Origin of the sequence: Actinomycetospora chlora (genome assembly GCF_039542135.1) — a bacterium.
Taxonomy (GTDB): Bacteria; Actinomycetota; Actinomycetes; order Mycobacteriales; family Pseudonocardiaceae; genus Actinomycetospora; species Actinomycetospora chlora.
This window is the reverse complement of sequence record NZ_BAABHO010000045.1, coordinates 43,859-56,001: the sequence shown is the minus strand read 5'-3', so window position 1 is coordinate 56,001 and position 12,143 is coordinate 43,859. Positions and strand designations below refer to the sequence as shown.

Sequence of the window (12,143 nt, the reverse complement as noted above, 5' to 3'; positions counted from 1 at the left end):
GCCCGCCCTGGTTCACGTTGCCAGCGCCGGAGCCCTGGTTGACGTTGCCGCCGCCGGAGCCCTGGTTGACGTTGCCGCCGCCGGCGCCCTGGTTGACGTTCCCGCCACCCGAGCCCTGATTGACGTTCCCGCCACCCGAGCCCTGGTTGACGTTGCCGCCGAGGCCGCCCTGGTTGACGTTCCCGCCGAGCCCGCCCTGGTTCACGTTGCCAGCACCGGAGCCCTGGTTGACGTTGCCGCCGCCGGAGCCCTGGTTGACGTTCCCGCCGCCACCGCCCTGGTTGACGTTCCCGCCGAGGCCGCCCTGGTTGACGTTCCCCGTGCCGGAGCCCTGGTTGACGTTGCCGCCGCCGGCGCCCTGGTTGACGTTGCCGCCACCGGAGCCCTGGTTCACGTTCCCAGCGCCACTGCCCTGGTTGACGTTGCCGCCGCCACCGCCCTGGTTGACGTTGCCGCCACCAGCACCCTGGTTGACGTTGCCGCCGCCGGAGCCCTGGTTCACGTTCCCAGCGCCACTGCCCTGGTTGACGTTGCCGCCCAGGCCGCCCTGGTTCACGTTGCCGCCGCCGCTGCCCTGGTTGACGTTGGCGCCGCCGGAGCCCTGGTTGACGTTGCCGCCGAGGCCGCCCTGGTTGACGTTGCCGCCGCCGCTGCCCTGGTTGACGTTCCCCGTGCCGGAGCCCTGGTTGACGTTGCCGCCGAGGCCGCCCTGGTTGACGTTGCCGCCACCGGAGCCCTGGTTGACGTTCCCCGTGCCGGAGCCCTGGTTGACGTTGCCGCCGCCGGCACCCTGGTTGACGTTGCCGCCACCGCTGCCCTGGTTGACGTTGCCGCCACCCGAGCCCTGGTTCACGTTGCCGCCGGCGCCCTGGTTGACGTTCCCGATGCCGCCGACCCCGCCCTGCTGGTTGACGTTCCCGCCGGAGCCGCCCTGGTTGACGTTGCCGCCGAGGCCGCCCTGGTTGACGTTCCCGCCGCCAGCACCCTGGTTCACGTTCCCCGTGTTCGCGCCCTGGTTGACGTTCCCGTTCCCGCCGACCCCGCCCTGCTGGTTGACGTTGCCGCCGCCGCCGGTGTTGGCGCCCTGGTTGACGTTGCCGCCGCCCCCGACGGAGGCCTGCTGGTTGACGTTCGGACCGGGGCCCTGCTGGTTGACGTTGCCCGAGCCCTGCTGGTTCACGTTCCCGGAACCCTGCTGGTTGACGTTGCCGCCGCCGGAGCCCTGGTTGACGTTGCCGCCGCTGCTGCCCTGGTTGACGTTGCCGCCGCCGGAGCCCTGGTTGACGTTGCCGAACGAGCCGCCCTGGTTGACGTTCCCGCCGCCACCGCCCTGGTTGACGTTGCCCGCATGGTGCACGGGCGCGGCGAATCCGCCGTCGTGGTGGGAGTGCTGGGAGTCCCACTCCTGGCGGTGGTGGCAGGTCCCCGGGCAGAACGAGTACGCGCCGTGGATCGGGCAGTGGTAGCCCTGCTGGTCGGCGATCGCGGCCGGCGACTGCTGGTTGACGTTCCCGCCGAGGCCGCCCTGGTTGACGTTGCCGAACGAGCCGCCCTGGTTGACGTTCCCGTCGCCGGAGCCCTGGTTGACGTTGCCGCCCCCGGAGCCCTGGTTGACGTTGCCCCCGCCGGAGCCCTGGTTGACGTTGCCGCCGCCGGAGCCCTGGTTGACGTTGCCCCCGCCGGAGCCCTGGTTGACGTTCCCGCCGCCGGAGCCCTGGTTGACGTTGCCGCCCCCGGAGCCCTGGTTGACGTTGCCCCCGCCGGAGCCCTGGTTGACGTTCCCGCCGCTGCTGCCCTGGTTGACGTTGCCGGGAGGCGGCTCGACCGTTTCGGTCATCTCGTGTCCTCTCATCTGGTCGGGCCGCAGACCTGGCTCGGCGCGCTCGCGCCGGCTGGTGGCTCACACGACTCCCGGTGCGGGGGCCGGTCCGGGCCTTCTTCGACGAGACAGAGCTTGGACATCCTGTCGCGCAGGGTCATGAGTACCGGAGTACTCAACTGCTGGTCCACGGCTTCCGTCACCTACTCGACGGCACGGTGACGGGTGAGATGCTCACGGAACGTCAGCGGGTCGTGCGGATTCCGCTGACCTGGGCCAGGTCACCGCGGCCGGAAACGCCCAACTTGGCGTAGACCATCCGCAGGATGTTGTCCACGGTCCGGACGCTGACGACGAGCTGTCCGGCGATGGCCTTGCTCGTCAGCCCCGAGGCGGCCAGCGACGCGATCTCCATCTCGCGCCGGGTGAGGTCGGCGACGCCGTCGAGCTGCTCCAGCGCCGGCGTGGAGGCGTCCTCGCACGACTCGGCCCACGCCCGGGCCCGCGACGCCGACCCCCCGCCGGAGCCGGTGGCCCCGTGCGCGCGGTGGACGACCGCGGCCTGCGCCGCGGTCTCGGCGGCGTCGAGCAGCAGTCCCGCGGCGGCGAACCCGTCGGCGACCTCGTCGAGCGCCTCGCCGTCGCCCTCGGCCAGGGCCCGCCCGTGGGCGGCGTAGAGCATGAGCAGTCCGCTCGCGGTGTCACGGGTGAGCTCCTCGAGACGCTCGGTCACCGGGCCCGTGATGCCGAGGCGGACGGCGGTGTGCAGCGCCGCCACGCGGGCGCCGAGGGTGGCCGGGCCGTCGGCGACCTCGAGGGCGATGCGCTCGGCCTCCGTCGTCTGGCCCACCTCCCCGGCCAACCACACCTGCGCCGCGCCCGCCGAACCCGGGAACGGGCCGTCGACACCGAGGTCGCCCGCCTCCTCGAAGACCGACCGGGCGCGGGGGGTGTTGCCGAGGGACGAGATCGCGATCGCCAGCTCGCTGACCAGCGGCACAGTGAACAGGAAGCTGTCCGCCGGCACCCCGGCCGCCGCCTCGAGCAGCCACCGCGTCGCGGTGCCGAGCCGCCCGCGACGGGCGGCCACGATGCCGATCCAGGTCGCGCCGAGGGCGGCCGTCGTGCGCTGCCCGTCCTCGACGGCCCGGCCGTGGGCGGCCACCGCCGTCGCCTCCGCCTCGTCCAGCCGGCCCGTCTCCAGGTCGGCGTACCAGCGTGCGGCGGTGAGCTCCACCAGCATCCAGCCGCCGGTCGGGTCCTGGCCCTTCGACTCCAGGCCGCGGTCGGCCAGCCGACGGGCCTCCGCCGCGCGTCCGGCACGGGCGGCCGCCGTCGCCGCGACCGCGAGCGCCGCGAGGGGCGCGTCGTCGGCGCGCGGCTCCTCGACCAGGTCGGCGACGACGCCGCTCGCGCCGAGGTGGTCACCGCCGAGCAGCAGCGCGAACGCCCGCAGGACCGCGGCCTCCGCGGAGTCGGGGAGGTCGTCGCCCGCGTCGGCCACCGCCCGCCGCGCGCCGGCCGCGTCGCGCAGGCCCCAGAGCAGGTTGTAGGCCCGCGTGAGGGCGACCGTGACCCGCAGGTCCGGGGACGGATCCTCGTCCCGCGCGAGCGGGCCGAGCACCTCCTCGGCGTCCACCGAGCGGCCGAGCCGTACCAGGACGCGCGCGTGGTCGAGCTGCGCACCGGCGTCGCCGACGGTCGCCGCCTCCCGCAGCAGCCGTTCCGCGAGCACGGGGTCGGTGTCGACGGCTCCGGCCGCCGCCGCGACGAGGTCGGACGGATCGGACCAGGCCCCCTGTCCGACGCGCCACGCCAGCAGCCGCCGGTGGTCCTCCTCGCGCCGCACGCCGCGGGACTCGAGCGCGTCCGCGAGCCGCTGGTAGTGCTGGCGCTCCTGGTACGGCGTCGCGGCGCGGCGCAGCACCTCGGTGTGCAGCGGGTGGGCGAGCAGCACCTCGACGCGACGGCCCGTGCGTCGCGACGTGACGATGCCGCGGTCTTCGAGGGCCTCGACCGTCTCGGGTGACGTCAGCTCCGCGGCGAGGTCGCTGCCCAGGGGCTGGCCGAAGGCGAGCAGCCGCATGAGGGTCTGTTCGAGGGGCGCGGAGCCCTCGGTGCGCTGGTGCATGATCTCGGCGAGCCGCGGCGAGATCGGGATCGTGCCGTCGGTGTGCCACACGCGACCGGTGGCCGTGAGGGCCCCGCTGGCCCGCGCGCCCAGCACGAGCTCGCGCAGGAAGAGCGGGTTGCCCAGCGAGAGCGACCACAGCCGGTGCAGCGTCGCCGCGTCGACGTGGCCGCCGAGCACCGTGACCACGAGGTCGTCGCTCTCCTGGCGCGTGAGCTCCGGGAGGTCGATGCGCTCGACCAGCGACTCCTTCCACAGCGCGAACACCGGCTCGGGGACCGAGACGCCGGTGGGCGCGGTGAGCACCAGGAACGCGTCGCCGGAGGACGCGAGCTGGTGCAGCAGCACCGCGGAGGTCTCGTCGAGCAGGTGGACATCGTCGACGCCGAGGAGCAGCGTGGCCGCCCCCTTGGCGCGCAGCAGGACCTGCCGGGCCTCGTGCAGGAGCCAGCCCGGGCTGCCGTCGCCCTGGTCGAGCTCGGGCAGCAGGTGGCTCAGCGCCCCGAGCGGGATCGTTCGTGTCGCGCGGGAGGCCATCACCCAGACCGGGTGCCAGGACGGACCGTCCGGGTGGCCGTCCGCGGGTGCGGTCGACCCGACGCCGACCAGCGCCGCCCGCGCGAACCGCGTGCGGCCGACACCGGGGGGCCCGACCGCGATGACGCCGGCCCGCTCGCGGCGCGCGGCGATGCGCTGCACCGTGCCCAGGGCCTCGGCGCGTCCGGCGAGGGGCCACTCCCGCTCGTCGCCGCTCACCGGTCCACCACCCCGGGCGCCCGCGGGGACGGCGTGACCATGTCGCCTCCCCTGCCTCGTCGGACGACCCGAGTGTGGCGCGGGACCTGGCATCCGGGAACGGTTGGGCTCCCCGTTACGTACTAGTGCGGATGTCGGGCCGGGCACGGCCCCGGGTCTTGATCGTTCGTGGAGCAGTCTCCTCATGTCCTGGGGGCCACCGGAAGCATCTCGACCGGCTTTGCGTAGTCAGCCCGGGCCTATTCAGGTAACTCGAGGTCACAGGTAATCGCCGGTGATCCGGACGAGCGCGGCCAGCGGGGCACGGGGGAGACTGATCCGACCACCACCGCTCGGACGCACCGCCGAGGAGACCGCCGTTGAGGATCGCCCTCGTCGCGACCTGTCTCGGGGACGCGATGTTCCCCCAGGCGCCGCGGGCCACCACCCTGCTGCTCGAGCGCCTCGGGCACGAGGTCGTGTTCCCCGCCGACCAGACGTGCTGCGGGCAGGCTCACGTCAACACCGGCTACCTCGACCTGGCCCTGCCGCTGGTGCGCCACCACGTGGAGGTCTTCAGCGGGACCGCCGACGTCGTCGTCGCGCCGTCCGGGTCCTGCGTCGGCTGCGTCCGCCACCAGCACGCGATGGTCGCCCGCCGGGGCGGTGACGAGGGGCTCGCGCGGGCCGCCGAGGAGCTGGCGGGACGCACCTACGAGCTCTCCGAGCTGCTCGTCGACGTCCTCGGGGTCACCGACGTCGGCGCCTACTACCCGCACCGCGTCACCTACCACCCGACGTGCCACTCGCTGCGGATGCTGCGCGTCGGGGACAAGCCGCTGCGGCTGCTGCGCGCGGTCCGCGGTCTGACGCTCTCCGAGCTGCCCGACGCCGAGGTGTGCTGCGGGTTCGGGGGCACCTTCGCGGTGAAGAACGCGGAGACGTCGACGGCGATGCTCGCGGACAAGATGGCGAACGTCCTCTCCACGCACGCCGAGGTGTGCACCGCGGGTGACACGTCGTGCCTCATGCACATCGGCGGCGGGCTCTCGCGCCTGCGCTCCGGGGTCCGCACCGTGCACCTGGCGGAGATCCTGGCCTCGACGGAGCAGACGGGCGCCCCGTCCGACGCCGTCATGGAGGTGTCCTCGTGACCACTGATCTGGGCATGCCGACCGTCGCGGCCGACCCGCACGGGCACCTGCGCGGCACCGAGCCGTTCCCCGTCGCCGCGCACCGGGCGCTGGCCGACACCCAGCTGCGCCAGAACCTCGGGCACGCCACCCGCACGATCCGCGCCAAGCGCGCCGGGGTCGTCGCCGAGGTCGACGACTGGGAGGAGCTGCGCCGCGCCGGCGAGGGCGTCAAGGCCGACGTCATGGCGCGGCTGCCCGAGCTGCTCGAGCAGCTCGAGGCGTCGGTGACCGACCGCGGCGGCGTCGTGCACTGGGCCCGGGACGCCGAGGAGGCCAACCGGATCGTCGTCGACCTGGTGCGGGGCACCGGGGCCGACGAGGTCGTCAAGGTCAAGTCGATGGCCACGCAGGAGACCGGGCTCAACGAGGCCCTGGGCGCGGCCGGGATCGCCGCGCTGGAGACCGACCTCGCCGAGCTCATCGTCCAGCTCTCCGACGACCGCCCGTCGCACTTCCTCGTGCCGGCCATCCACCGCAACCGCTCGGAGATCCGCGACATCTTCCTGCGCGAGATGCCCGACGTGGACCCGGACCTCACCGACGAGCCCCGCCGGCTCGCCATGGCGGCCCGGACGCACCTACGGCGGAAGTTCCTCTCGGCGACGGTCGGCATCTCCGGGGTGAACTTCGCGGTCGCCGACACCGGCACGATCTCGGTGGTGGAGTCCGAGGGCAACGGGCGGATGTGCCTGACGCTGCCGGACACGCTGATCACGGTGATGGGCGTCGAGAAGGTCGTCCCGACGTGGTCGGACCTCGAGGTCTTCCTGCAGCTGCTGCCGCGCAGCTCCACCGGTGAGCGGATGAACCCGTACACGTCGACGTGGAGCGGGGTCACCCCCGGCGACGGCCCGCAGACGTTCCACCTCGTGCTGCTCGACAACGGGCGCTCGAACGTCCTCGCCTCGCCGGACGGGCGCCAGGCGCTGCACTGCATCCGCTGCTCGGCGTGCCTCAACGTCTGCCCGGTCTACGAGCGCGCGGGCGGGCACGCCTACGGCTCGATCTACCCCGGGCCGATCGGCGCGGTGCTCTCGCCGCAGCTCACCGGCATCGACGGCCCCGACGACGTCAACGCCTCGCTGCCCTACGCCTCGTCGCTGTGCGGGGCCTGCTTCGACGCGTGCCCGGTGCGCATCGACATCCCGCACCTGCTCGTGCAGCAGCGCGCGGCGGCGGTCGAGGCGCACACCCGCCCGACCGCGCAGGACGTGGCGATGCGCGCCGCGGCGGCCGCGATGGCGACGCCGGGACGCTTCTCGCTGGCCGAGCGCGTGGTGAAGCTGGGACGGCTGCTGGGGCGCTCGGGGCGGATCCGCTCGGTGCCCGGGCCGGGCGCGGCGGCGTGGTTCGGGGCGCGCGACATGCCCCCGCCGCCGGCGGAGACGTTCCGGCAGTGGTGGGAGCGTCGTGGACGCGCGTGAGGAGGTCCTGGCCCGGCTGCGGACCGCGCGGGACGCGGGCGGCGCGACGTCGCCGGCGGTGCCGCGCGACTACCGGCGCACCGGGGCCCACGCGCCGGGCAGCGCGGCGGTGGTCGACCGGCTCGAGGAGACGCTGACCGACTACCGGGCGACGGTGCACCGCGTCGCCGACGAGGACGGCGTCGCGGCGGCGATCGCGCGGGTGCTCTCCGACGCCGGGGCGACCACGTTCGTCGCCCCGCCCGGCCTGCCGGCGCGCTGGCTCGCCGAGGTCACCGCCCGCGTGCGGCCCGACGAGCCGGCGCTGACGGTCGCCGCGCTCGACCGCGTCGACGCCGTCGTCACCGGCGCCGCGGTGGCGATCGCGGACACCGGCACGTTCGTGCTCGATGCGCTGGCCCCGGACCAGGGCCGCCGGGCGATCACGCTGGTGCCCGACCACCACGTCTGCGTCATCCGCGCCGACGCCGTCGTCTCGTCGGTGCCCGAGGCCCTCGCGCGTCTCGACCCGGACCGTCCCCTGACGTTCGTCTCCGGCCCGTCGGCCACCAGCGACATCGAGCTCGACCGCGTCGAGGGCGTCCACGGTCCCCGTCGCCTCGACGTCGTGCTCGTGGGACCTCACACGGGGTGACCGGCGGCGTCGCCGGGTCGGCCGCGGGCCGAACGGGTGGCGTGGATCACTTCGTCGCGTCCGGACCGCCGGTCGCCGCACGGCGGGCCCGGGCCGCGTGGGACGGGTGGTTCCGGGGAACGGCCGAAGCCACCCCGCATCGCCCGGACGCCAGGAGACACCGCCGGTGACCAGCCACCCGAACGGCCGCTCCCCACTCGCTCCCGTCCCCACCGTCCCGCCGGTGCCGCCCGGCGGCACGGCGGGGGTGGCGGGGCCGCTGTCGCAGGCCGTGGCCGAGGCGACCGCTCGCGCCACGCGGACGCGGCTGGAGGATGACCCGCGGCGCACGTGGGAGCACACCGCGGGCGGGCAGCCCTCGCCGGTGCCGAAGCGGCTGCTCGTGGCCGTGAGCCACGCGATCGAGAAGGCGGTCGTCGCCGCGCCGATCACCGGCTCGCCGACGCCGACCGTGGTGATCGCGCTCTTCCAGCGCCTCGAGTTCTTCGAGCGCGAGCGCGTGGTCTACGAGCGCCTCGCCGAGTCCGGGGCCGACGTGGTGGTCGGCTTCGTGCGCGGCGAGGAGCACGCCCCGCCCCGCGGCGTGCACACCGTGCTGCTCGAGCCCGACGAGAAGCTCGCCGACGAGTGGACGGTGGTCGCCGTCGGGCCGGGCGCGGGCGCCTTCCTGGTGGCCACCGACCAGCACGCCTACGACGCCCGCGAGCGCGACCGGGAGGCCAGCCGCCGCTTCGCGGGCCGCTGGGGCTACGCGCACGCCCAGGCGGGGGCGGAGCTCGCCCGGCTGCGCCTCGCGCTGGGCGCCCGGCTGCCCGAGGAGCTGCTGCGGCGGATCGACGCGCTGCTCGGCGAGGTGATGGCCGCGGGCGGGGAGGTCGCCGGCAGCGGCGGCACGCCGGCGGAGGCGTGGGCGACGGCGTCGCTGGCCCACATGATCACCCGGATGCAGACCGCCCAGGCGGGCAGCCGCGCCCTGCGCGAGCAGCTCGCCGACGCGCAGCGGGCCGCCGACGCGCAGCGCGTCGCCGAGACCGACCCGTCCAGCGGGCTGCCGACCCCGGACTTCCTCGAGCGGTGGTCGGCGCCGGGCGGCACGACCGAGCTGCCGGTCGGCCTCGCGCTCGTCGACGTCCCCGGGCTCGACACCGAGTTCGCCGACCCGCGGGCGGAGTACCACGCCGCGCGCAAGGTCGCCGCCGCGCTGGAGCAGCCGCTCGGTCCGGTGGACGCCGCGGTGCGCCTCGGCCGGCGCGAGTTCCTCGTGGTCGTCCCCGGCGCCTCGCCGCGCCACCTCGCGGGCCTCGGCGACGAGATCGCCGAGCAGCTGGAGCTGTCCTCCGACGGCTACCCGCACGTCCCGCTGACCGCCACGGTGGCCACGGTCGTCACCCACACCCGGCCACTGCCCGTCGAGGACCTCCGGGTCGCGCTGGGCCGCCTGCCCGCCGACGCGACCGGCGCCGTCGACGCCGGCCACACCCTGGTCGGCGAGCGGCTGGCCGTCGTCTCGACCCGCGCCGGACGCGTCGTGCCCGCGCCGGGGCACAGCGCTGCCGAGGGTTCGGCGCCCCCGGTGGCGACGGTCGAGCACCCCTGGTTCGGCCCGGACGAGCCCCATCCGGACGACCTGCTGCCCGGCTCCCACGGCGTCGTCGCCGCCGAGGTGCCCCAGCCGCGCTGACCGGCGTCAGCGCCCGCGCACGGGCGCACCCCAGTCGGTGCCGTCGCGCAGGGTGCGCTTGAGGAGCTTGCCGCCCGGGTTGCGGGGCAGCGGGTCGGTGGTGGTGACGACGTACTGCGGCACCTTGTAGTCGGCGATCCGGTCGGCCAGGTGGTCGAGCACGGCGCCGACGTCGATGTCGGTGCCCGCCGTGCCGACGAGCACGGCGCCGACCTTCTCGCCCATGACGTCGTCGGGCACCCCGACCACGGCCGCGTCGGCCACGCCCGGCGCGCCCGCGAGCGCGTTCTCGACCTCCACCGAGTAGACGTTCTCGCCGCCCCGGTTGATGACGTCCTTGGCCCGGTCCACCACCCGCACGATGCCGTCGTCGACGCGGGCGAGGTCGCCGCTGTGCAGCCAGCCGTCGACGAACGTCGCGGCCGTCGCCTCCGGCGCCCGCCAGTAGCCGTCGACGACGTTCGGCCCGCGGATCAGCAGCTCCCCGACGCCCGCCTCGTCGGCGTCGGCGAGGGCGAGGTCCACCACCGGCGCGGCGAAGCCGACCGCATCGGCGTGCTCGGCGGCGTACTCGTGGGGCAGGAAGGTGGCGATCGAGGACGTCTCGGTGAGCCCGAACCCGTTGCCCAGCCGCGCCTGCGGCAGGCGCTCCATCAGCCGCCGCACCAGGGCGGGCGCCATCGGCGCGCCGCCGTAGGTGAGCCTCTTGACGTGGGACAGGTCGGCGTCGAGGTCGCCGCGGCCGAGCGTCAGCCCGTAGACGGCGGGCACGCTGACCACGGTGTCGATGCGCTCGTCGACGATCGCGCGCACGAACGCGGCGCCGTCGAACGCCGGCAGCACCACCGTCGTCCCGCCCAGCCCGAGCTGGACGAGCAGCTGCGAGTTGCACCCCGTGACGTGGAACAGCGGCACCGAGACGAGGTTGCGCACCGCCGGGCCCTCGGCGCGGTCGATGCCGATGACGCGGATCGCGGTCTCGACGTTGGCCAGGAAGTTGCCGTGGGTGGTGCGGGCGCCCTTGGGGCGCCCGGTGGTGCCGCTCGTGTAGAAGATCGCGGCCAGGTCGCCGGGGACGAGGTCGTCGAGGGCCTCCGGGTTGCCGGCCGGCAGGGGCGTGCGCGGGCGCATGACCACCGACGCCCCGCTGTCGGCGAGGACGTGCTCGACCTCGGGCGCGGCGAAGCGGGTGTTGACCGGCACGGCGACCGCCCCGGCGAGCAGCGTGCCGAGGAAGCCGACCACCCAGTCCAGGCCGGCCGGCAGCAGGGACGCCACGCGGTCGCCGCGAGTCACGCCCTCGCCGACGAGGCCGCCGGCGACGCGGGCCGCGCGCTCCCACAGCTCTGCGTACGAGACCCGCTCGCCGCCGACCTCCACCAGCGCCTCGACGTCGGGGTGCCGTTCCACCGACGCCCGCACCATCGCGACCACCGAGGGCTGGAGGTGGTCGTAGCGGGCGATGCCGTCGTCGCCACGGGTGATGCCGGAGGTGTCGAACACCGCCGGTCCCCGGTCGACCGGGACGGGGCTCACGAGAAGTACCGCCGCGGGTTGTCGACGAGCATCGTCGTGATCTGCTCGTCGGTGACGCCCTGCTCGCGCAGCGCGGGCAGGACGTCGCGGTGGATGTGCTCGAAGTGCCAGTTGGGCAGCATCTGCTCCTTCGTGGCCTGGCTGTCGCCGGAGAAGAAGTCGATGTAGCAGGACGCGTCGTGGGACAGCACGATCTTCTCGGCGTAGCCCTCGGCGCAGAGGGTGGCGATGGTGGCCACGCGCTGGTCGGTGGGGTTGAAGACGTCGACCCCGAAGCGGTCGGCGCCGATCAGGGCCCCGCGGTCGGCGATCTCGCGCAGGTAGTCGAGGTCGTTGCTGTCGCCGGCGTGCCCGACGACGACCTTGGTGAGGTCGACGCCCGCCGTCGCGTAGAGGTCCAGCGCGAGCCGCCCGGTCTGGTGTGGCCCGTTGGTGTGCACGGTGATCGGGACGCCGGTCTCGACGTGCGCCGCCGCGATCGCCTGCTGGATGCGGGTCTGGTCGGGGGTCAGGCCGCGCTCCTCGACGACGCCCTTGAGGAACGCCGCCTTGATCCCGGTCCCGCCGATGCCCTCCCGGATGTCCCTCAGGAACATCGCCAGCATCGGCTCGTCGCCGCCGAGGACGGTGCCCGGGCCGCGGTAGTGCAGGAAGTGCGGGATCTCGTCGAAGGTGTAGAGGCCGGTGGCGACCACGATGTTGAGGTCGACCTCGGCGTTGATCCGCGCCACGCGCGGGACGTAGCGGCCGAGGCCCACGACGGTGGGGTCGACGATCGTGGTGACGCCGAGGTCGCGCAGCCGGCGCAGCTTGTCGATCGCGTCGGCGACGCGGACCTCCTCGTCCCAGTACTCGTCGCCGTAGTTCTGCATGACGTCCGGCGACAGCACGAAGACGTGCTCGTGCATGAGCGTCGTGCCGAGGTCGCCGACGTCCACCGGACCCCGCACCGTCTCCACCGAGGGCATGAGCCCGCACCTCCCCGCG

The 12,143-nt window shown here is 74.7% G+C and carries 8 protein-coding genes; 4 read left to right on the top strand and 4 right to left on the bottom strand.

The window, feature by feature from the left end; genetic code table 11:
* Both ABD994_RS23360 and ABD994_RS23355 read right to left on the bottom strand, forming a co-directional pair.
* On the bottom strand, positions 1 to 1,837 hold a 1,837-nt coding region (locus ABD994_RS23360; RefSeq protein WP_345420960.1), incomplete at its 3' end, for a beta strand repeat-containing protein.
* A gap of 226 nt (positions 1,838 to 2,063) precedes the next feature.
* Positions 2,064 to 4,706, bottom strand: coding sequence for a LuxR C-terminal-related transcriptional regulator (locus ABD994_RS23355; RefSeq protein ID WP_345420957.1), 2,643 nt, complete (start codon positions 4,704 to 4,706; stop codon positions 2,064 to 2,066).
* Positions 4,707 to 5,065: 359 nt separating this feature from the next.
* On the opposite strand from ABD994_RS23355, the gene ABD994_RS23350 reads away from it, so the two are divergent.
* The 4 genes from ABD994_RS23350 (at position 5,066) to ABD994_RS23335 (ending at position 9,620) form a co-directional block, all read left to right on the top strand.
* Positions 5,066 to 5,839 (top strand): (Fe-S)-binding protein, encoded by a 774-nt coding sequence (locus tag ABD994_RS23350; RefSeq protein WP_345420954.1) that lies wholly within the window; start codon positions 5,066 to 5,068, stop codon positions 5,837 to 5,839.
* A 14-nt stretch (positions 5,840 to 5,853) separates the two neighbouring features.
* Positions 5,854 to 7,305 carry a LutB/LldF family L-lactate oxidation iron-sulfur protein gene (locus ABD994_RS23345; RefSeq protein WP_345420971.1) on the top strand — a complete coding sequence of 484 codons (1,452 nt, stop codon included), beginning with the start codon at positions 5,854 to 5,856 and terminating at the stop codon, positions 7,303 to 7,305.
* A complete protein-coding gene (locus tag ABD994_RS23340) occupies positions 7,292 to 7,939 on the top strand; it encodes a LutC/YkgG family protein (protein WP_345420951.1) in 648 nt (215 codons plus the stop codon). The genes ABD994_RS23345 and ABD994_RS23340 overlap by 14 nt, the downstream gene beginning before the upstream one ends.
* Positions 7,940 to 8,105: 166 nt before the next feature.
* The gene (locus ABD994_RS23335; protein ID WP_345420948.1) at positions 8,106 to 9,620 is read left to right on the top strand and encodes a DICT sensory domain-containing protein; all 1,515 of its coding nucleotides are present in this window, start codon (positions 8,106 to 8,108) and stop codon (positions 9,618 to 9,620) included.
* Between the two features lie 6 nt (positions 9,621 to 9,626).
* Here ABD994_RS23335 and ABD994_RS23330 read toward each other — a convergent pair whose 3' ends face one another.
* The gene (locus tag ABD994_RS23330) at positions 9,627 to 11,156 is read right to left on the bottom strand and encodes a class I adenylate-forming enzyme family protein (protein ID WP_345420945.1); all 1,530 of its coding nucleotides are present in this window, start codon (positions 11,154 to 11,156) and stop codon (positions 9,627 to 9,629) included.
* Positions 11,153 to 12,124 carry a phosphotriesterase family protein gene (locus tag ABD994_RS23325; RefSeq protein WP_345420942.1) on the bottom strand — a complete coding sequence of 324 codons (972 nt, stop codon included), beginning with the start codon at positions 12,122 to 12,124 and terminating at the stop codon, positions 11,153 to 11,155. Before ABD994_RS23325 ends, ABD994_RS23330 begins: the two co-directional genes overlap by 4 nt.
* Positions 12,125 to 12,143 lie beyond the last annotated feature (19 nt).

Bases quoted from the DNA above. Each gene is read 5' to 3' on its own strand.
- ABD994_RS23345 (WP_345420971.1), top strand. From the start codon at position 5,854: ATGCCGACCGTCGCGGCCGACCCGCACGGGCACCTGCGCGGCACCGAG.
- ABD994_RS23325 (WP_345420942.1), bottom strand. From the start codon at position 12,124: ATGCCCTCGGTGGAGACGGTGCGGGGTCCGGTGGACGTCGGCGACCTC.